Raw genomic sequence first — 21747 nt, 5'->3', positions numbered from 1 at the left:
ACTTGAAACTTTTTTTCTACAAGTTATGGACTGCTTGCTTAAACTGCTTCCCTCTGTCTTCGTAGTTTTCGAATAAATCGAAACTTGCACAGGCTGGAGACAATAAAACCGCATCGCCCTTTTCTGTTAATCTCTGTGCTGTTTTTACAGCGTCGCTCATGTTGTTTACTTCAACCATGATATCAACTACGTTGCCAAAAGCTTCAATAATTTTATGATTATCGATCCCTAAACAAATAATTGCTTTTACTTTTTCACGAACTAATGACATCAATTCATTATAATCGTTTCCTTTATCAACACCACCAACAATCCAAACAGTTGGAACATTCATACTGTCTAAAGCAAAGAAAGTAGCGTTTACATTTGTTGCTTTTGAATCATTGATATATTGAACATTCTGAATTTTTAATACTTTCTCTAAGCGGTGTTCTACACCTTGAAAATTAGATAAACTTTCGCGAATTGTTGCATTTCTAATTTGCATCAATTTCGCTACAGAGCTTGCTGCCATTGCGTTTTTCATGTTATGTTTCCCTTCTAACGCAATGTATTCTGTTTCCATTGTAAACTCTTCTTGGTTGATCTTTATTTCCATTTTGTTGTTATTTATAGAAGCCCCTTCATCGAATTTTTTAGTCAGCGAGAAAGGAATTAATTTTGCTTTTGTTGTGTTATTTTTTAACCATTCTGCGCTTGCCTCATCGTCAGCATCGTAAATAAGATAATCGCTTTCGGTCTGATTCATTGTTATTCTGAATTTCGAATCGATATACTTGTGATATTTATACTCATATCGGTCTAAATGATCCGGACTAATATTCGTAATTATGGCAATATCCGGCCGGTAATCTATAATTCCATCAAGCTGAAAACTGCTTAATTCCAGAACGTACGCATCGTACTTATTCTCAGCAACCTGCCAGGCAAAACTTTTTCCGATGTTTCCTCCCAAACCTACATTCAAACCTGCTGATTTCAATAAATGATACGTCAGCATTGTTGTTGTTGTCTTACCATTACTTCCGGTAATTCCAACTGTAAGTGCTTCTGTAAAAGGTTTTGCAAATTCAATTTCCGAAATCACTTTTATGCCCGCTTCAATCAGCTTTTTTACGATGGGAGATTTTTCTGGAATCCCCGGACTTTTCATGACCACATCGGCATTCAAAATCAGGTCTTCGGTATGTTTCTCTTCTTCCCAGGCAATTTTATTAATGATAAGAACTTCTTTGTAACTCTCTTTTATCTTTCCAAAATCCGATACAAAAACATCGTATCCTTTTTTCTTCCCGAGAATAGCAGTACCTACACCGCTTTCTCCTCCTCCCAACACTACTAGCCTCATCTATCTTAATTTTAAAGTAACGATTGATAATATGGCTAACATGATGGCAACAATCCAGAAACGGGTTACGATTTTACTTTCATGATATCCTTTTTTCTGATAATGGTGATGCAGTGGCGACATCAGGAAAATCCTTCGTCCTTCGCCGTATCTCTTTTTAGTAAATTTGAAATAACTCACTTGCAAAACCACAGAGAAATTTTCTACTAAAAAGATTCCACACAATAAGGGAATCAATAATTCTTTACGAACTGCAATCGCTAAAACCGCTATGATTCCACCAATAGTTAAACTTCCGGTATCTCCCATAAAAACAGATGCCGGATAAGAATTATACCAAAGAAATCCTATTAAGGATCCCACGAATGCAGATATAAAAACCGTCATTTCTCCCGAATTTGGGATGTACATTATATTCAGATAATTTGAGAAAATAATATTCCCCGAAACGAACGTAAATATTCCGAGTGCGAGCACTGATATCGCAGAAGTTCCGGCCGCGAGACCATCAATTCCGTCTGTTAAATTGGCTCCATTTGAAACTGCAGTTATAATAAAAATCACCACTGGAATAAAAATCAACCAAGCCCATTTTTCATAACCTTCACCTGTAAAAGCTAAAATTTCGGCATAGTCAAATTCGTTGTTTTTTACGAAAGGAATTGTCGTAGCCGTCGACTTCTCTTCCATTGGAGCAGGTAGAACTACTGTGGTATTAGTCGAAGCTTTAAATATATCTGTTCTTCCTGTATCAGTTCTAACCGTTACAGCCGGATTAAAATAGAGAACAGCTCCAACAATAATTCCTAAACCAACTTGTCCTATTACTTTAAAAATACCTTTAAGTCCTTGTTTGTCTTTCTTGAATATTTTAATATAATCATCTACAAAACCAATTGACCCCATCCAAAGAGTAGTTACAATAAGCAATACGATATAAATATTATGCAAACGAGCAAATAACAAAACAGGCACAAGAGTTGCAAAAATGATAATCAATCCCCCCATTGTTGGAGTTCCTGCTTTTTCATTTTGCCCTTGAAGACCAAGCTCGCGAACGGTTTCACCTACTTGTTGATTTCTCAAAAAGTTAATGATTCTCTTTCCATAAATCGTTGACAAAAGCAACGACAGCATTAATGCTAAAGCCGATCTGAAAGTGATATACTGGAAAACTCCTGTTCCCGGTATATCTAATGTTTTGTCTAAATATTCAAATAAATAGTATAGCATATATCTTGGTTTATTTGGTTAATCGTTGATTTGTTTATTCGTTACTTTTTGATTCAAATAATTATTCGATTAAACGAATAATCAATTCACCGGTTAAACTTTATTTCTTTAATTGTTCTAAAATTTCTTTTACTGTTTCCATATCATCAAAATGATGACGAACACCCTTTATTTCCTGATACGTTTCATGACCTTTTCCGGCGATTAAAATAATATCATTTGGCTGAGCCAATTGGCAGGCTGTTTTTATAGCTTGTTTTCTGTCGGTAATTCTCAATATCTTTTTATAATTATGAGCTTCCACTCCTTTTTCCATTTCATCTAAAATCACTTCAGGATCTTCGTTTCTTGGATTATCAGAAGTTAAGATTGCTTTATCACTAAGATCTGAAGCAATTTTAGCCATAATTGGTCTTTTTGTTTTATCTCTGTTTCCGCCACAACCCACAACTATAATCAATTGTTCGTTTTTGGTACGGATATCATTAATTGTCTTTAATACGTTATCCAATGCATCCGGCGTATGTGCATAATCAACAATTGCAGTAATATTCCCTTCTGAAACAATATATTGAAAACGACCCGAAACACTTTCTAAATCAGACAGTAAGCGTAACGCTTCCAGACTATCTATTCCTAGTTCAATTGCAGTTCCGTAAATGGCCAAAACGTTGTAAGCATTAAAAGTTCCGATCAGTTTTACCCAAACTTCATTTTCATTTACTTTCAACAGTAAACCAGACAATTGGCTTTCTAATATTATTGCTTTAAAATCAGCATAAGACTTTAAGGCATAGGTAAATTTTCTGGCAACTGTGTTCTGAAGCATTACAGTTCCGTTTTTATCATCGATGTTTGATAACGCGAAAGCTGTTTTTGGCAATGAATCAAAGAATGATTTTTTTACATCTCTGTACTCTGCAAAAGTTGGATGATAATCTAAATGATCATGAGAAAGATTTGTGAAAACTCCACCAACAAAGTGCAATGCTTCTGTTCTCTTTTGATGAATTCCGTGCGAACTCACTTCCATAAAACAATGTGTCACACCAGCCTCGATCATCTCATTTAAATAATGATTGATCGTAATAGAATCCGGTGTTGTGTGCGTCGCTTTATATTCGGTTTCATCAACCATAATTTTCACAGTTGACAATAAACCAACTTTAAAACCTGCTTTTTGAAACAATTGAAATAATAGCGAAGCAATTGTTGTTTTCCCGTTTGTCCCCGTAACGCCAACTAATTTTAATTTTTCAGAAGGATTTCCGAAAAAATTAGCTGCCATAAAAGCCAATGCGGTATTGGTATCTTTTACTTTTATATAGGTAATTCCTTTTTCAATATTTTCTGGTAAAGTATCGCAAATAACAGCAGTCGCACCTAATTGAATTGCTTTTTCGATATAATCATGCCCATCAGAAAGGGAACCGCGAATAGCTACAAAAACATCATTTGCTTCAATCTTTCTTGAATCAAAGTCAATTTTGTGTACGTCGATTTCTGTCGAACCTGTTACAGATTCAATCGCTACCTTATATAATATGTCTTTCAGTATTTTCACGATAATTCTAATACTATTGTTGTGTTTTTACTAATATTTTGTCCAGCTTGCAAAGACTGTTTTTTTACTTTCCCTACTCCATTAACCTTCACTTTTAAACCTAAGTTTTCAAGTAAGGCAATCGCATCCATTCCCGGCATTCCCTTTAAATTCGGAATCTGATTTGTCTTTTTATTTGATTCTTTATCAAACTTATCATAACTGATTTCCTGTTTTGGAATTTTAGAATCCAGTGTTTTAATTTTATTTGTTGAAGGTGCATCTGTAAAAATCTTTTGAGCGATTCTTTTAAAAACCGGTCCTGCAACGTCTGCTCCGTAATAATTATTTTTTGATGTATTTGGCTTATGAACTACCACAATACAAGAATATTTTGGATGATCTGCCGGAAAATATCCAACAAAAGAAGAAGCATAATACATTCCTTCTCTTCCTGCCTTACTATAATTTACCATGGCCGTTCCTGTTTTTCCTGCCATTGGAAAATCTTTTGAATACAACTTAGAACCTGTTCCTTTTTTAACCACGTTTTGCAAAACTGCTTTTACTTTTTTAAGCGTTTCAGGCGAACAAATCTTTGAATTGATTACCTCTGTATCAAACTTTTTAATGGTGTTATTCCATTCTTTAATTTCTGATACAAATTGTGGTTTTACCATTACACCATTATTTGCAACTGCATTATATAATGTTAAAGTCTGCATTGGTGTAACCGAAACATTATATCCAAAAGCCATCCACGGAAGTGTAGTTCCTGACCAGTGTTTGTCTCCAGGCTGCGGAATATACGGCCTTCCTTCTCCTTTAAAATGCAATCCTAATGTCTTATTTAATCCGTAACTATTAATATGATTTACAAACTTAGCGGGGTTACTTTTGTAATTTTCATAAACCGCCTGAACCATTACTGTATTTGACGAAAGTTCGAATCCGCGGGCTAGTGAAACTTTTCCATAACCACCTTTATGCGAGTCACGAACTGCACGTCCGTAGTATCTGATTTCTCCACCATGACTATCATAAACTGTGCTCGTATCTGCTACTTTATCTTCTAAAATCGCCATTAAATCGACTAATTTAAAAGTCGATCCTGGCTCGTGAGATTCAGCAACTGCATAATTTGTGGTTTCATAATACGATCCGTCTTCTGCTCTTCCTAAATTTGAAATCGCTTTTACATGACCTGTTTCAGTTTCCATAACTACTACGCAACCATGATCTGCTTCATAATCCTGAAGTTGTTTTAATAAAGCGTGATGTGCGATATCCTGAATAAATACATCAATTGTCGAAATCACATCATAACCATCAATCGGGTCAACTTCGTTTACATCACGAATAGGTTTCCATTGTCCTTTTGCAATTTTTTGCTTTAGAATTTTACCATCTTTTCCGTTCAGATAACTTTTAAAAGCCCATTCAATTCCTTTACCAACCTCAATTCCGGTAGCAGGATCGATTCGGTCGTAACCGATTGTTCTTTCAGCGATTTTTCCAATTGGATGTTTCCTAACTGTTTCTTGCTCAATGATAATCCCACCTTTGAAGGCTCCTAAATTGAATAATGGAAAACCTTTAATTTTTACATATTCTGTATAACTCAAATTACGGGCGATCAAGTAATAACGGTTTTTGTTCGCTCTGGCTTTTCTTAATTCCTGTTCGTAATAACCTCCTGGTCTGTCTAAAATAGTGGCTAATGAGTCTGACAATGCTTTTACGTGTTTCTCGAAAGTTTCTGTTTTTGGCGCTTTTGCATCAAATCTAATTTCATAATTAGGAATTGAGGTTGCCAATAAACTTCCGTCTGCCGAATAAATATTTCCTTTGTTTGCCGGAATCACAAAATTTCTAACTGTACGTTGTTTCGCCAGTTTTCTATAATAATCTCCTTCAACCCATTGAATATTGGTTAATTTAACGACAATAGCAATTGCCATCACGAAGATGAAAACTGCTACGAGGTAAATTCTGTAGGATATATGTTTATCGTCTACTGCCATATTCTTTTAAAGAAACTTTTTTCTTCTTCTTTTTTAACTTCTATTTTTACTGGAGGAACTGTAGATGGAAAAATCTGTTTTTCTAACATTTTATCCGATATCGTCGATTCCATTTTTAATTTCATTAATTCCGAACGTCGGTCTACAAATTCAGATCGCAATTCTTTTACTTCATTGTTCAGCTTTGCAATTTCGAAAACCTTTTGTTCGTATCGTTGTGTATTGGCAATCATTATTATGGCAAGCAAAATGATAAAAACAATGAATCGCCAGTTTTTGACTGCATCATCATTTATAAGAAACCTTGCTTTTAATATGCCAAATACTCCACCTTTCATTTTTATACCTTTATATTATATCTTTTCAGCAATTCTTAATTTTGCACTTCTTGCTCTGTTGTTGATTTTAATTTCAGCATCATCAGGAACAATCAATTTTCCGATGGTTTTAAACGGAACGGAAAAGTTTCCATAAAAATCACGTTCCGGTTCTCCTTCAAACATTCCGTTTTTGATAAATCTTTTTACCAATCTGTCTTCTAAAGAATGATAAGAGATTACTGAAAACCTTCCTCCCGGATTTAGAATTTCTAATGACTGCTCAATAAACTCTTTCAAAACATCCATTTCCTGATTTACCTCAATTCGAATCGCCTGATAAATCTGGGCTAATATTTTATTCTTAACTCTTTCAGGTAAATATTTTGCCAAAACCACTTTTAATTCGTCTGTTGTTTTGATTGGATATTTCTCTCTGGCTTCTACAATTGTTCTTGCCAAAGCCGGTGCGTTTTTCAACTCCCCATAATCAAAAAAAACACGACGCAAATCCTGTTCTTCATATTCGTTAACCACCCGATAAGCATTTAAATCATTTTTTTGACTCATCCGCATATCCAGTTCAGCATCAAATCTTGTAGAGAATCCTCTTTCCGGAACATCAAACTGATGGGATGAAACTCCTAAATCAGCCAGGATTCCGTCTACTCCTTTAACACCATGAAAACGCAAAAACCTTTTTATAAATCTAAAGTTCTCATTAATTAAGGTAAACCTTTCATCCGGTAATGCATTTGCAAGTGCATCTTCATCCTGATCAAAAGCAAATAATTTACCGTTTGGCCCTAAACGTCTCAAAATTTCTTTTGAATGCCCACCACCTCCAAACGTAACATCTACATAAATGCCATCAGGTTTAATATTTAAACCATCAACTGTAGGATGAAGTAAAACCGGATTATGATATTCCATTGTCGTCGTCATTAATATTTCCCATTACTTCTTCGGCTAAATCTGCAAAATCCATATCTTCGCCGCTTATTGATTTTTCATATAAATCCTTATCCCAAATTTCCACAATATTAACCGCAGATGAAAAAACCACATCTTTAGCAATACCTGAAAAAGCTACCAAATCTTTTGGCACCAACAATCTTCCTAATGCATCAATTTCCACCATTTTAACTCCGGCAGTAAATCTTCGAATGAAATCATTGTTCTTTTTTACAAAACGATTCAGCTTGTTGATTTTTTGCATCATCAGGTTCCATTCTTCCATCGGATACAATTCTAAACATGGTTGAAAAACCGAGCGCTTCAAAACGAATCCGTCCTGAAGAGAAGAAGCCAATTGCTTTTTCAAAGGCGCAGGCATCATTAGCCTTCCTTTAGCATCAACTTTACACTCATATGTTCCAACAATTGTGTTCAAGAAAAATCAATTAATATGTTATAGGACAAAAATATAAAAAATATTACCACATTTTACCACAATATACCACTTTGTTAATAAGTTTAACCACTTTCCTCCCACTACATCTAATTTACAACGAATCAATACATTAGCTAATTATTACTGAATTTCCAATTACGCTAATCAATCAAAAAAATTATGCACCATTTTTCTTAAAAAAATGCCTATTATGCAGATTTCTTAACATTTGGCAATTCCACTAAAATCACCTCTAAAATCTGATTTCTAACCACTTAGATATTCTACAAAAATTATCTAGTTAAAAAACGGTAGCAAAAATTCATTTTTATTTATTAAACCCTATATTTGTCCAAATTGAAATTGGCATTAAATTAGATGGACAAACACTACAAAAAAGAAGGCAAATACAGCTATTATGAAGCTGGAGAAGGTACTCCTATCGTTATTTTACATGGCTTAATGGGAGGCCTTAGCAACTTTGATGCTGTAGCCGAATATTTCCCAACAAAAGGATACAAAGTTGTCATCCCTGATTTGCCAATATATACGCAAAGCATTTTAAAAACGAACGTAAAAAGCTTTGCAAAATATGTAAAAGACTTCATTACTTTCAAAGGTTTTGATCAGGTAATTTTATTAGGTAACTCACTAGGAGGACATATTGCACTTTATCACACAAAATTATATCCTGAAAAAGTAGCAGGACTTGTAATAACCGGAAGTTCTGGTCTTTACGAAAGCGCTATGGGAGATAGTTACCCAAAAAGAGGTGATTATGAATACATCAAAAAGAAAGCTGAAGATGTATTTTATGATCCTGCTATTGCCACTCCGGAACTTATTGATGAAGTTTATGCAACGGTTAATGACCGCATCAAATTAATCAAAACCTTAACGATTGCCAAGAGTGCAATTCGTCACAATATGGCTAAAGATTTACCAAAAATGACAGTGGAAACCTGTATTATTTGGGGTAAAAATGACGCCGTTACGCCACCAAATGTTGCCGAAGAATTTGATAAATTATTGCCTAATTCAACTTTGTATTGGATAGACAAATGTGGACACGCTGCTATGATGGAACATCCTCAGGAATTCAACAAAATTCTTGAAGAATGGCTCGTTAAAAAGAATTTATAGCATCTAACTTTCGACTTTTAGGAGGTTTTAAAAACAAAAAACATGAAAATTACAACCGCCGAATTTATTGTCAGCAATTCTGAAGTTGCAAAATGCCCTGCGGAATTTTTGCCGGAATATGCTTTTATCGGAAGATCAAACGTTGGTAAATCTTCGTTGATCAATATGCTTACCAATCACAAAAATTTAGCAAAAACTTCAGGAAGACCTGGGAAAACACAATTAATAAATCACTTTAAAATCAATAATAATTGGTTCTTAGTAGATTTACCTGGTTATGGTTATGCAAAGGTATCCAAAAAAACAAAATCAGTTTTCCAGCAATTTATTACTGATTATTTTGAAACCAGAGAGCAACTAGTTTGTGCTTTTGTTTTGATTGATATTCGTCATGAAGCTCAAAATATAGATATTGAATTTATGTCGTATATGGGTGAAAGCGAAATTCCGTTCTGTATTATTTTTACGAAAGCAGATAAAATCAGTAAAACAAAAATTGATTCTCATATTGCAGCATACAAAAAACAAATGTTTGCTAACAACTGGGAAGAAATGCCTCAATATTTTGTAACCTCATCAACAGAATCAACAGGAAAAGAAGATCTTTTATCTTATATCGATGAAGTAAATCAGGAAGTTTTTAAAAACAACTCGCAGTTTTAAATTCCAAAAAAAGAAATAAAAAAAATCCCAAATTCCAAGTATAAATTGGAATTTGGGATTTTTTTTATTTGAAATCTTTTATCGATCTGACCTTCTCAGAATATTTAAAAACATGGTCAACGTAGAATTTTTTAATCGATCTTTTACGGTTAAATTTTTCCACTCTTTAAATATTAAAAATTGATATAAGATATAAAACAAGGAATTAAAAAACCAAAAATCAAGCAAAAATGGCTCAGTTAAAATTACTGAATCTGTATTTCCAGTCAAAAAAATACTCAAACTACTTATTAGATATATCACCAATCCATTAGTGAAATACAAATAATTCAATTTAGTTTTTCTAAGATTTTGTATTAAAAAAATTAACCCATATGAAATTAACAATACTGAGGTAACTCCAATTTCAAACAAATTAAAACTCCAGTAGAGATCCGGTTCTCTATAATATTGTATCGCTAATAGAATTAAAACCAGTATGAGAAAAAGAAGTATTATGCGTTTTAAAATAATATTTGAAAATAAATTTCTGAAAAATATACTTAAAGCAATGAATTGAAAAATGAAATAGTAATGCGAAAGAAAAAAGTTAGATCCTGGATGGTAGAACCCAATAATATTGCAAAGCAATTCCTCCACAAATAAACAAATCAAATAAGCCGTAATTATAAAATACTGACCTCCTTTGTTATTACGAGTCATATAAAACAGAATACTGTTTACCAGTAAAAAAAACAATCCTACAAGACTAACAAGAAATGGAAATAGCATAAGGTCAAGTTTTACTTCACTAAAATAATCTATAAAAATAAATCCCCGATAAAATTTAAGATTAAATTTAAGATAAAACCAGAATTTAATTCCAAATTCCACTTTTTTAATTTCATTTAAACACTAAAACATATAAACAGAAAATTCCAAATTCCAATCGTAATGTTTGGAATTTGGAATTCTTCTAATTGGAATCTATTATTTTGTCAACTCTAATTTTTCTGCAAAATAATCACAGAAATCTTTCATTGTGTCTGACATTTTCTCATCGTCAGTTGCACGCTTAAAAGTATCTGACATTGCCACTAAAGTTTGGTGAAAGAAAATTTTCATTTCATCAACTGGCATATCTTTTGTCCATAAGTCAATACGCATAGTTTCTTTCGCTTTACTATCCCAAATAGACAACATAATTGCTTTTGCTTCTTCGGCCTGCACGCCGCCATCTTGTGCGCTCCAGGTTAATTTTTCCGGAACACGGTTTTCATCTAATTCTATATTGAATTTAATCTCTGAATTTATTGTATCTGACATTATTTCTTAGGTTTATATTTTGACTTTTCGAAAATCTCTTTATTATCTGTTTTTAATAATTCCGGCAACGTAACATTGTTATTCTTCATATACGATCGCACTATTTGCCATCCAATCCACGCGCCAACTCTTCCTGGTGTATCATTATCTATTTCCAGATAAAATTTAGAAAACGGTCCAGGTGTCATAAATCGGGTTGTTAATTTAGGGTCATCACTGTAGAGCATTTCTTTTTCAAGAAAATAACGCCACATATACGCTTCATTTTCTTCGCACCATTTTATTTGCTCAGGCATATAACCAATTTTATCGGCATCTGTATATTCTGGCAACAATAAATCTTTTGCGTACAATTGTTTACCTTCAAAAATCATTTGAGAAACTAAATTCCTATCCGGAAACGCCGGAATATTTCTGTAAGCAAAACTTGAAACTACATCAGGCATAATTTGTTTTTCCTCAAAATTCTGCTTCAAATAATTCGGAAACTCATAAAATTTATGATCCTTCCCTAAGTACAATTCCAAAGCTACAATTACCAGACTATCAGCATAAATTGCTTTGGCATTATAATCCATTTCACCAATCACAGTAATTACTTTTGGAGTTTTAGTTTTAGGGAAATAATATTTAACATGTTGAAAAAGCGAATTAAACTCCTGACGTACAGGCTCAAAATTTGCATACTTTTTCTGCACTTCTTCATACACTTCTCTCCAAATTGGCTCCTGCATTTTCTGCAGCCAAACTGAATCATCATTGCCAGCCGGAAAAAAGAAAGGATATTGTCTTTTTACTTTGGCTAAATCCTCAGGTTTTGTTTCAAAAAAAACTTTATCAAAACGTTCTACTTTAATATCAACCGGAATTTCTTCCACTTCTTTTTCGACCTTGCTTTTTTGATCACAAGACAAAAAAAACAGAGACAGAACCACTATAAAGCGATATATTTTCATTTTATTTTAATTAGATTTGTGTTGCATAAATTTAAATAAAGACATACTTAAAAATATTTGTGCAAATATACATCCCTGTATCTTAAAACTTGAACTATTATGGCTAAAAAAAGTACAATTCAAACAGAAAAAGTAAATACCCACATTGTAGATTGGTTAAAAAATTATGCTAACAGTGCAAAAGTAAATGGTTTTGTAATTGGAATTTCCGGCGGAGTTGATTCTGCTGTAACTTCTACATTATGTGCTCAAACCGGTTTACAGGTTTTATGTGTTGAAATGCCAATTCACCAGGCCGCAAGTCAAGTTTCAAGGGGAAGAGAACATATCGACCAATTAAAGAAACGTTTCCCAAATGTATCAAGCATAGAAACTGATTTAACAGCCACTTTTGAAGCTTTTAAAAGCTCTGTTCCAAAAACAGATGACGAAGCCAAGGTAAGCTTGTCTTTAGCCAATACACGTGCTCGCATCAGAATGACATCCCTGTATTATTTAGCAGGTATTCACGGACTTTTAGTAGCTGGAACAGGGAATAAAGTTGAAGATTTTGGAGTAGGATTTTATACTAAATATGGAGATGGCGGAGTTGATTTAAGTCCGATTGCTGATTTAATGAAATCTGATGTTTATGCTCTGGGAGAATTTTTAGCAATTCCACATTCAATTTTAACAGCAGCTCCTACAGATGGCCTTTTTGGTGATAACAGAACCGATGAAGATCAATTAGGAGCAAGTTATGACGAACTTGAATGGGCCATGTTAGCGGCGGAGTCAGGAAAAACGGCAGATGACTTTAATGGGAGAGAAAAATCTGTCTTTGAAATTTATAAACGATTAAACACCAGCAACAAGCATAAAATGGATGCTATACCGGTCTGCATAATACCAAAAACGTTAAAATAAAACTTTTTAACATTTACCTTCGATTAATTACAGAATTTATTTATTAATTTTACAGCTCCAAAAACATGATAAAACAATTCTAAAAAGGTAAAAATTATGATTAAAGTATGTCTTGCAGACAATCATCCTGTGACTCACTTTGGCGTTAAGTCTTATTTTAAAGACCACGATCAAATTTCAATTGTTGCCAATGTGGGCAATTTTTCAATGGTTAGAGATATTCTTCAAACGAAGGAAATTGACATTCTAATTCTGGATTTAGAGTTAGAAGGTCTTTCTAGTATCTTTGAAGTTAAATCAATCCTGAAAAACTTCCCAAAAACAAAAATTGTAATTTTTAGTGACCTCGCTGAACAAATGTATGCTCCAAATGCAATTAAAGCAGGAGTTTCCGGGTATGTACACAAAACAGAAAAACTTGAAACTTTAGGTCTTTCTATTATCAAAGTACACGAAGGAAAAATTATCATCAACGAGACTGTACGTAAAAACATGGCTCTAATTGCTAAACAAAGCAAAAGCGAACGTTTGTACAGAAAACTGTCAAATCGCGAGATTGAAGTTTTACGTTATTTAAGTGATGGTAAGAAAAACAATGAAATCTCTAAAATCTTAAATCTGAACGAAAAAACGATCAGTACTTACAAATTAAGATTATTGACTAAATTGAATGTTACTAATTTAGTTGACTTAGTTAACAAAGCGAAGACTTTAGAAATTATTTAATGGTACCTCGACATTACTCTTCCGAGTTTTTTCGAGAATGAATTAACCAATTTTGAGTAATCGACAACCATAGACAAAAGCTCTGTATTATCTGAATTATCAGGTTGTATAGAGCTTTTTAATTCTTCGATAATTTTATCTACCAAAAACCAACGCATAGACATAATCGTTTCCGTAACGTATTGCGCAATCGTTTCGTGTTTCATTTTCGAAAAAATATTCTGTCCTTCCCAATTGTGAAGAGCTAATCGCTCATCTTCCATTAAAATATCTGTAACTTCCTGAGCAAAATCAGGCTGTAAACGCATTAAATATTGTTCAAGATTAAATTTTTCATTTTGATGATAGAAAGCAATTATATCGGTAAAAATATCTCTAAATAAATTATTCGAAAGTTCTACTTCGTCTTCCTGTAAACTCAGATAAATTCGCTGAAAAACTTTATATTCTCTCTTTTCAGAGACCATTACAATTTCACCTTCTTCATTATTTTTTAAAAGTACATCTTCAAATTCTTCTGTTTTATCGCCATAAAGCAATAAAATTTCAATTACTTTTCGTTCCAGACGATATAATATATCAACCTTTTCATTTTGTTGTTGTTGCTGAGGATATCCTGGTTCTTCAAAATAACCCTCAGGCGGTCCATTTCTTGGATCTTCCGGGTCTCCTCCTGAAAAACCAGTGTTTTTAGGATTTTGGTTTCTAACAACTTCAAAAGGTTTTTGTTCCTGTTTTTGCTTTTTATTAGCTTCTGTCAGGTCTTTTTGAATCAACTGAGCTAACGTACTTACCAAAACCTGCTCCGAGATATCCATTATTCGGGCACATTCCTGAGTATAAACTTCACGCTGAATACGATCCGGAATTTTCGAAATACTTACAACCATATCGCGAATCAAATCGGCTTTTTTTATAGGATCGTTTTTAGCCTCTTTCATTAGAAGAGAAGCTTTAAACTGTATAAAATCTTTACTGTTTTCCTCTAAATAAGCTACTAAATCATCATGAGAATTTTTTCGGGCAAAACTGTCCGGATCTTCTCCGTCAGGAAAAGCGCAAACTCTTACATTCATTCCTTCTTCCAGAATCAAATCGATTCCGCGAATAGAAGCACGAAGCCCTGCTGCGTCGCCATCAAAAAGTACGGTAATATTTCTGGTCAGACGATTTACTAATCGAATCTGATCCGGCGTTAATGCCGTTCCTGAAGACGCCACAACATTCTCAATTCCGGCTTGGTGAAACTGAATTACATCAGTATACCCTTCAACCAAATAACAATTATTTTGTTTGGCTATTGATTGCTTAGCCTGATAAATCCCGTAAAGCACTTTACTTTTATGGTAAATATCACTTTCTGGCGAGTTTAAGTATTTCGCCGCTTTTTTATCATTCGTTAAAATACGTCCTCCAAAACCCAAAACACGTCCCGACATACTTTCAATCGGAAACATTACACGACCTTTAAAACGGTCAAAAGGACGATCTTCTCGAGGAATTGTCAAACCGGTACTTTCTAAAAATTCCAATTTATATCCTTTTCCTAAAGCTTCTTTGGTTAAAGCATCCCAGGTTTCCGGAGAATATCCTAAACTAAACTTTTTGATTGTTTCATTTGTAAAACCTCTTTCCTTAAAATAAGAAAGCCCAATTGCTTTTCCTTCCTCTGAATTTAAAAGTGTTTTATTAAAATAATCTTTTGCAAATTCTGAAACCAAATACATACTTTCACGAACATCAGTTATCGCTTTTTCTGCGTCTGTTTGTTCGGTCTCTTCAATCTCGATATTGTATTTTTTGGCCAAATATCGAATGGCTTCCGGATAGGTAAATTGCGAGTGCTCCATCAGGAATTTAACAGAGTTCCCTCCTTTTCCAGTACTAAAATCTTTCCAGATTCCTTTTGCAGGCGATACCATGAACGACGGAGAGCGCTCATCTGAGAAGGGACTCAATCCTTTAAAATTACTTCCGGCACGTTTTAAATTAACAAAATCACCAATAACCTCCTCTACACGAGCAGTTTCAAAAACAGAATCAATTGTACTTTGTGAGATCAAAACGTAAAATATTTTTAAAGTTGAGAGCTTGTAAAAATACATAAATCCATCTTGAAATTTGCCGATTTTTTACATAAAAAAAGCGCCTCTTTCAAAGCGCTTTCCTTACTAACTAATTTAATTTTTATTTAATTAAAATCGAAACGTATACCTAATGAAATATTATTCTCCTTCACTGGATTATCTTGAAATATCGGGTTCAAATCATATTTCAAATACAAACTTGTTTCCTTATAACCTATATAGGCACTTAACCCGTAAATAAAGTTATTTGTATTAAAATCTCCTTTTGTTTTTTGAGTCGTTTTGTAATCATTGTCTTCATACTTTAAAATCTGTTTCGATTTTACATTAATTCCTGTATATCCTCCAACTCCCAAACGAAAACCTTTATGGGTTCTAAAATAGCTTTTACCTTCATAATTGCCATCTTTTGAAAAATCAAATTCTAAATGCACAGGAACTACCAAATAAACATTTCTAAAGCGCGATTCTTTTAAATTTATTGGGTTGGTCACTAATTCTGTTACCTCATTATTGACCACAAAACTGCGATTATCTGTTGGTCGAAGATTATTATACATTAACGAAAGTCCGTATTTAGCATGCAATAAATTATTATCAGCCATTATTCTTGAGTTAAATGTAAAACCCCACTCGTAGAAATGTGATCCTATAAAACTATAATTTGAATCCTGAAGTTTTCCATCCACCATCGTGCTATTTAACCCGGCAGCAAACACAAATTGAGATGTTGTTCTTTTAGATTCTCTTTTAACTTTTGCTTCTCTGCCCTCATAAACTTTCATGGAGGGAATATTAATCTCTGTTTGATTCGGTTTAATAGAATCATTGCTTCCGCCAAGTAAAATAATTGTTCCTCCTCGTTCTTTTTTATAATCTATTTTACCATCTACCTTTTCCTGAACTAATTCTTGCAATTTATCCTGTTCTACTGCAGTTCTGTTTTCGATGTTACGTGCTCTGATTTCGGCCAAAGATTTCTTTTTCTTTTCAGCTTCTTCCTTAGAAATTGTTCCTTCAATTAATTGACTGTTTACCTCGTCAATTTCTTTTTTTAAAGCTGCTTTTTCCTCAGTAGTAATTTTTTCAATACTTACAGCAATTGCTTTTGCTTTGTTCTCAAAAGTTTCTTGCCCTATCATTTTATTGACTAATAAGAAGAATAAAATAAATAAATAAATGGTAAAATTTTTCATGATTGTTTTTTTTGATTGATGATTTGATTGACGATCTTAATAATTAATTTTTAACATTTCTATTAGCAACGGCCACTTTGACCGTTTGATAATTTCTATTGATTTTAGAAATAAGTTTTTCTCTGAAAGAGAGTTCTAATTCTCCATCGACTTGATTAAGTAAATCATTAGCATTTATTTTTACTCTTGATTTTGGCTTAGTCGAATTTTCAGCAATTATTGTTTTTTCGGCCGAATCCAATAATTGATCTACTGTTTCGCTTTTAGAAGTTTCGACAACTGAAGTTTGATTGTTGATGGATTGTTTTTCCTGATTGTTTTTGATGATGACTGAAGACTCCGCTATTTGATTTGATTCATTTTTAATGGTTTTATTTGTGTTTTTATTATGATTTATTTTTTCTGCAATTGATTTTTTTGCTGAAGTTTGGGTTCCATCTTTTTCAGAAACGGCAATTTCCGTTTTAACCGAATCAATTATGTTTAGAGTTGGTTTTACTACTGAATCTCTCTTTTGATCTTCTTTAATTACAATAGTGTTTTTTGGAATTTCAACTTCGTTTTTCTTCTGATTAAAGAAGAAAGTTCCAACCAATAAAAACCCAACAAGGCTTGCTGCGATATACAACCATTTGTTTTTCTTTTTTGGCTGTTTCTTTTCTTCAGCAACACTCAGCATCGCATCCAATCGACCCCACGCTTTATCGCTTGGTTCAATTTTGCGCTCGTTTAGTTTTTCACGGAAATCCTTTTCAAAATTATTCGGTTCCATTATCTTGTTTTTTTAAAATAGTAATTTGTGTTTGCAGCATTTTTCTGGCGTGCGATAATTGCGATTTAGATGTTCCTTCATTAATACCTAACATCTTGGCAATTTCATTGTGTTTGTATCCTTCAATGGCGTATAAATTGAAAACCATTTTATAACCGTCCGGTAAAGCATCAATTAAAAACTGAATCTGATCTATTGAAAACTGACTGTCAATTGCATTGAAACTTTCTTCTACATAAATTTCATCTTCAGTAAATTTCACTTTCTTCTGAACTCTTAAATACGAAATGCATTCGTTTACCATTATCCGACGAATCCAGCCTTCAAAACTTCCTTTATGTTCAAATTTGTTCAAGTTGGCAAACACTTTCATATAAGCCGTGATCATTACATCTTCTGCCAGCTGAATGTCTTTTATATATTGTCGACAAACACTTAACATTTTTGAAGAAAACCGGCTGTATATCTGTTGTTGTGCTTGCCGATTATTTTCGACAGCCAACTTTATAAGTTCGGTTTCTTCTTGATGTAAATGAATAATTTTCATTTATAAGCTTTCGGTTTTTGGTTTACTAACAGACTTCTATTAGCATAGACGAGTTAGGTTGAGAAATGGTTGCATGAGGTTGGAAAAAAATCAATAAAAAAAATCCAAATTCCAAACAAGTAAAAACAAACAACTGATTTACAACAAAGTACAACCAATTATCTAATTGACAAATTTTCTAATTATCTAATTATTTTTTTCTCTCAATAACGTAGTTCACCATCAAAGTAAGAGCATCTTTAAACTCAGAATCAGGGTAATTCTCTAAAAGTAAAAGTGCTTCGTGCTGGAATTGCACCATTTTATTTTCGGCGTACGCCAAACCATTATTGTCTTTTACAAAAGCAATAACTTCTTTAACGCGTTTTTTGTCTTTATTGTGATTTTTGATGGAGTTGATCAGCCACTTTTTTTCTTGCGGAGTACAAGTATTTAAAACATGAATTAAAGGCAAAGTCATTTTTTGCTCTTTAATATCAATTCCGGTTGGTTTACCGATGGCTTCTTCACTATAATCGAACAAGTCATCCTTGATTTGAAAAGCCATTCCGATAAGCTCACCGAATTTGCGCATATTCTCGACCTGAATATCATCTTCAATTACCGATTTTGCGCCAAGTGCACAACAAGCCGCGATAAGTGTGGCGGTCTTTTTTCGGATAATTTCATAATAAATATCTTCAGTAATATCAAGTCTTCTGGCTTTCTCTATTTGAAGTAATTCTCCTTCGCTCATTTCGCGAACGGCAACAGAAATAATTCGGAGTAAATCAAAATCACCATTATCTATCGAAAGCAATAATCCTTTCGATAATAAATAATCTCCAACCAAAACAGCAATTTTATTTTTCCAAAGTGCATTAATCGAAAAAAATCCACGACGGCGATTGCTATCATCAACCACATCATCATGAACTAAAGTTGCTGTATGAATCAACTCAATTACAGAAGCTCCGCGATACGTTCTTTCGTTTACAATACCTTCAGAAACCATTTTTGCTGTCAGAAAAACAAACATAGGACGCATTTGTTTTCCTTTTCGATTTACAATGTAATACGTAATACGGTTCAGTAATGCAACCTTTGAAGTCATCGATTCATGGAACTTTTTTTCAAAAAGTTCCATCTCGTTAAAAATGGGCTGTTTTATTTGAGAAGTAATATTCATTTCGATTCCAAATATACTATTTTAAATAAAAAAACGTTGTGTATTTTACGTTAGTATATCAACAATTTGTACACTAATGTAAATTCACCACCCAAAACATAATCTGGTTAAAGCCTAATTTGAGTTCATTAATTAAAATCACGTAAAACTAATTTATTATGAAAACAAAATTTTTATTTATTGGAACATTAGTCGCTTTATCTTTTTTTATCAGCTGTAATTCTGATGAAAAAACAAATGACGGATCATCTGCAGCAATAACAAAAGATGAAATAGTTACAAATTCTAAAATTGACGCCTCAATAGATGATGTAACCAATATTGCTGAAGATCAATTTAGCGCACAACAAAATGTGACAAGTAAACCAAGCGGACCGGTAAAAAATTTCCTTCCGAGTTGTGCTGTTATCACAACCGTATTAACTAATAGTACCTGGACCAGAACCGTAGATTTTGGTGTTGAAGGCTGTACGTTAGAAAACGGAAATACCGTAAAAGGAAAAATGGTTATTTCATTCTCTAATGATTTTTCGGCTTCAACTCAGACCATTAGTTATACTTTTGATGGATTTTATCACAATGGCAAAAAACTTCAGGGTAGTAAAAGCATCGTACGAACTGTAAAAACAACCGATTTACTAGCAACAGCACATCCTGTATTTACGGCTGCAATCGACCTGACCATTACTTTTGATGATGGTGGCGTTTACGTTAGAAAAGGTTCTTTGGTTAAAGAAATGGTAGAAGGTTATGATACCTGGTTCAATTGGGAAGATAATGCTTATTTGGTAACCGGTAGCGGTACAACTACTTTTCCAAATGGAGATACCTTTTCAGCTGAAATCACAACACCTTTACAATTTAAAGCAATATGTAAAAAATCATTTGCTGTAAAAGGAATTGTTTCTGTAACTAAAAATGGTGCTTCGGCAGTTATTGATTACGGAGACGGAAGTTGCGACACACTTGCTAAAATCACAAAAGACGGCGTGACGGAAGAAATCGATTTGAAAAAATAAGAATCCTTTTTGCCCAGAAAAAAAGCATTAAGAACAAGAAGATCTCTCGTTTTTAATGCTTTTTTGTTTATTTATAATAATCGAAATTTATCCTTCTTTATTTGCCAATTGTCCGCAGGCAGCGTCAATATCTTTTCCGCGACTGCGACGTACTTTAACCACTACTCCAATATTTTCCAAAGCTTTTATGTAAGCCATAATAGATTCTTCTGAGGCTTGTTGAAACTCACCGTCATCAATTGGATTATATTCAATTAAATTAACCTTACAAGGAACATATTTACAGAATTTTACCAAAGCATCAATTGAGGCTTTGTCATCGTTAATTCCCTTCCAAACTACATATTCGTATGATATTTTGCTTTTTGTCTTTCTGTACCAATATTCTAAGGCTTCACGTAAATCTTTTAAAGGAAAATTTACACTGAAAGGCATGATTCGTCCGCGAATTTCGTCGATTGCCGAATGTAATGAAACTGCCAATTTGAATTTCACATCATCATCAGCCATTTTCTTAATCATTTTCGGAATTCCGGAAGTTGACACCATAATACGTTTTGGCGACATTCCTAAACCTTCTGATGAAGTTACCATATCAATTGCTTTAATGACATTATTGTAGTTCATTAAAGGCTCTCCCATTCCCATAAAAACAATGTTTGAAAGCGGATGATTGTGATACAAACGACTTTCTTTATCAATTGCCAGAATCTGATCGTATATTTCTCCAGGCTCCAGATTACGCATTCTTTTCAATCTTGATGTAGCACAGAAATTACAATCTAAACTACACCCAACCTGACTTGACACACAAGCTGTTGTTCTGGTGTCTGTCGGAATCAAAACGGATTCTACCACTAAACCGTCATGAAGGCGTACTGCATTTTTTACTGTGCCGTCACTACTGCGCTGCATGGTATCAACCTTAATATGGTTGATTACAAAATTGTCCTCAAGCATAGAACGTGTTGTTTTGGCAACGTTCGTCATATCCTCAAAGCTATGTGCTCCTTTGCTCCACAACCATTCATAGACTTGATTTCCACGAAAAGCTTTGTCATTATTTGCGACAAAAAACTCTCGTAATTGATCTTTTGATAAGGCTCTTATGTCTTTTTTCTCGATTTGCATGGTGCAAATTTAAGGATTTGTTCATTTCTAATGGTATAAACTACGATACAATCTTAAAAATTGATACGGGAGCAATTTTAAAAAACTTCTATTTCTACAATTTTAACATTCATTTTTCCATCTATAACCTGCGAAACAATTACTGAAATCGATGTAGTCATAAATATCATTTTAATAAAATTTTAACAATGATTTTTATCAGTAAAATCTTATAACATACTAGATAAATTTGGTTCAAGTTAACAAAGGATGCTATTAGTACTAAGGCAG

The 21747-nt window shown here is 33.4% G+C and carries 20 protein-coding genes; 5 read left to right on the top strand and 15 right to left on the bottom strand.

Features of this window, described 5'->3' with window-relative positions; all coding sequences use genetic code 11:
• Positions 1–16: 16 nt before the first annotated feature.
• From murD to mraZ, 7 genes are all read right to left on the bottom strand, one after another.
• Positions 17–1348 carry a UDP-N-acetylmuramoyl-L-alanine--D-glutamate ligase gene (gene murD, locus IRZ99_RS15265; RefSeq protein ID WP_194658086.1) on the bottom strand — a complete coding sequence of 444 codons (1332 nt, stop codon included), beginning with the start codon at positions 1346–1348 and terminating at the stop codon, positions 17–19.
• Entirely contained in the window at positions 1349–2581 is a 1233-nt protein-coding gene (gene mraY, locus IRZ99_RS15260; RefSeq protein WP_194658085.1) for a phospho-N-acetylmuramoyl-pentapeptide-transferase, read from the bottom strand. It abuts the gene before it with no gap.
• 100 nt (positions 2582–2681) lie between these two features.
• On the bottom strand, positions 2682–4145 hold the full coding sequence (locus tag IRZ99_RS15255; protein ID WP_194658084.1) for a UDP-N-acetylmuramoyl-L-alanyl-D-glutamate--2,6-diaminopimelate ligase: 1464 nt from the start codon (positions 4143–4145) through the stop codon (positions 2682–2684).
• Entirely contained in the window at positions 4142–6148 is a 2007-nt protein-coding gene (locus tag IRZ99_RS15250; protein WP_194658083.1) for a penicillin-binding protein, read from the bottom strand. Before IRZ99_RS15250 ends, IRZ99_RS15255 begins: the two co-directional genes overlap by 4 nt.
• A complete protein-coding gene (locus IRZ99_RS15245) occupies positions 6139–6486 on the bottom strand; it encodes an FtsL-like putative cell division protein (protein WP_029273288.1) in 348 nt (115 codons plus the stop codon). Before IRZ99_RS15245 ends, IRZ99_RS15250 begins: the two co-directional genes overlap by 10 nt.
• Before the next feature lie 15 nt (positions 6487–6501).
• A complete protein-coding gene (gene rsmH, locus IRZ99_RS15240) occupies positions 6502–7410 on the bottom strand; it encodes a 16S rRNA (cytosine(1402)-N(4))-methyltransferase RsmH (RefSeq protein ID WP_194658082.1) in 909 nt (302 codons plus the stop codon).
• Positions 7385–7858: a division/cell wall cluster transcriptional repressor MraZ gene (gene mraZ / locus IRZ99_RS15235; protein ID WP_026985666.1), complete on the bottom strand. Its 474-nt coding sequence runs from the start codon at positions 7856–7858 to the stop codon at positions 7385–7387. The genes rsmH and mraZ overlap by 26 nt, the downstream gene beginning before the upstream one ends.
• 378 nt (positions 7859–8236) lie before the next feature.
• Between mraZ and IRZ99_RS15230 the strand changes: the two genes are divergently transcribed.
• Both IRZ99_RS15230 and yihA read left to right on the top strand, forming a co-directional pair.
• The gene (locus IRZ99_RS15230) at positions 8237–9001 is read left to right on the top strand and encodes an alpha/beta fold hydrolase (RefSeq protein WP_026985665.1); all 765 of its coding nucleotides are present in this window, start codon (positions 8237–8239) and stop codon (positions 8999–9001) included.
• Between the two features lie 42 nt (positions 9002–9043).
• Positions 9044–9664 carry a ribosome biogenesis GTP-binding protein YihA/YsxC gene (gene yihA / locus IRZ99_RS15225; RefSeq protein ID WP_026985664.1) on the top strand — a complete coding sequence of 207 codons (621 nt, stop codon included), beginning with the start codon at positions 9044–9046 and terminating at the stop codon, positions 9662–9664.
• Between the two features lie 969 nt (positions 9665–10633).
• On the opposite strand, the gene gldC is transcribed toward yihA, so the two are convergent.
• Both gldC and gldB read right to left on the bottom strand, forming a co-directional pair.
• Positions 10634–10969 carry a gliding motility protein GldC gene (gene gldC, locus IRZ99_RS15220; protein WP_026985662.1) on the bottom strand — a complete coding sequence of 112 codons (336 nt, stop codon included), beginning with the start codon at positions 10967–10969 and terminating at the stop codon, positions 10634–10636.
• On the bottom strand, positions 10969–11925 hold the full coding sequence (gene gldB / locus IRZ99_RS15215) for a gliding motility lipoprotein GldB (protein WP_194658081.1): 957 nt from the start codon (positions 11923–11925) through the stop codon (positions 10969–10971). Before gldB ends, gldC begins: the two co-directional genes overlap by 1 nt.
• Positions 11926–12024: 99 nt before the next feature.
• On the opposite strand from gldB, the gene nadE reads away from it, so the two are divergent.
• Together nadE and IRZ99_RS15205 are read left to right on the top strand one after the other, a co-directional pair.
• Entirely contained in the window at positions 12025–12831 is an 807-nt protein-coding gene (gene nadE, locus IRZ99_RS15210; RefSeq protein ID WP_194658080.1) for an NAD(+) synthase, read from the top strand.
• A 96-nt stretch (positions 12832–12927) separates the two neighbouring features.
• Positions 12928–13557 carry a response regulator transcription factor gene (locus tag IRZ99_RS15205; RefSeq protein WP_026730588.1) on the top strand — a complete coding sequence of 210 codons (630 nt, stop codon included), beginning with the start codon at positions 12928–12930 and terminating at the stop codon, positions 13555–13557.
• Here IRZ99_RS15205 and dnaG read toward each other — a convergent pair.
• From dnaG to IRZ99_RS15180, 5 genes are all read right to left on the bottom strand, one after another.
• The gene (dnaG, locus tag IRZ99_RS15200) at positions 13554–15620 is read right to left on the bottom strand and encodes a DNA primase (protein WP_194658079.1); all 2067 of its coding nucleotides are present in this window, start codon (positions 15618–15620) and stop codon (positions 13554–13556) included. The genes IRZ99_RS15205 and dnaG overlap by 4 nt on opposite strands.
• A 128-nt stretch (positions 15621–15748) precedes the next feature.
• Entirely contained in the window at positions 15749–16840 is a 1092-nt protein-coding gene (locus IRZ99_RS15195; protein ID WP_194658078.1) for a hypothetical protein, read from the bottom strand.
• Between the two features lie 43 nt (positions 16841–16883).
• Positions 16884–17612 (bottom strand): hypothetical protein, encoded by a 729-nt coding sequence (locus tag IRZ99_RS15190; protein ID WP_194658077.1) that lies wholly within the window; start codon positions 17610–17612, stop codon positions 16884–16886.
• Complete coding sequence (locus IRZ99_RS15185) at positions 17599–18159, bottom strand: RNA polymerase sigma factor (RefSeq protein ID WP_194658076.1); 561 nt, start codon at positions 18157–18159, stop codon at positions 17599–17601. The genes IRZ99_RS15190 and IRZ99_RS15185 overlap by 14 nt, the downstream gene beginning before the upstream one ends.
• Before the next feature lie 190 nt (positions 18160–18349).
• On the bottom strand, positions 18350–19327 hold the full coding sequence (locus IRZ99_RS15180) for a polyprenyl synthetase family protein (RefSeq protein WP_194658075.1): 978 nt from the start codon (positions 19325–19327) through the stop codon (positions 18350–18352).
• 158 nt (positions 19328–19485) lie between these two features.
• Here IRZ99_RS15180 and IRZ99_RS15175 point away from each other — a divergent pair, with 158 nt between their 5' ends.
• Positions 19486–20346: a hypothetical protein gene (locus tag IRZ99_RS15175; protein ID WP_194658074.1), complete on the top strand. Its 861-nt coding sequence runs from the start codon at positions 19486–19488 to the stop codon at positions 20344–20346.
• Positions 20347–20433: 87 nt separating this feature from the next.
• Here the strand turns inward: IRZ99_RS15175 and rlmN are convergent, their stop codons facing one another.
• The gene (gene rlmN / locus IRZ99_RS15170; protein ID WP_194658073.1) at positions 20434–21477 is read right to left on the bottom strand and encodes a 23S rRNA (adenine(2503)-C(2))-methyltransferase RlmN; all 1044 of its coding nucleotides are present in this window, start codon (positions 21475–21477) and stop codon (positions 20434–20436) included.
• Positions 21478–21747: the final 270 nt, after the last annotated feature.

This window comes from Flavobacterium sp. LC2016-12, from assembly GCF_015351595.1.
Taxonomy (GTDB): domain Bacteria; phylum Bacteroidota; class Bacteroidia; order Flavobacteriales; family Flavobacteriaceae; genus Flavobacterium.
This window is presented reverse-complemented; position numbering and strand designations above follow the sequence as displayed.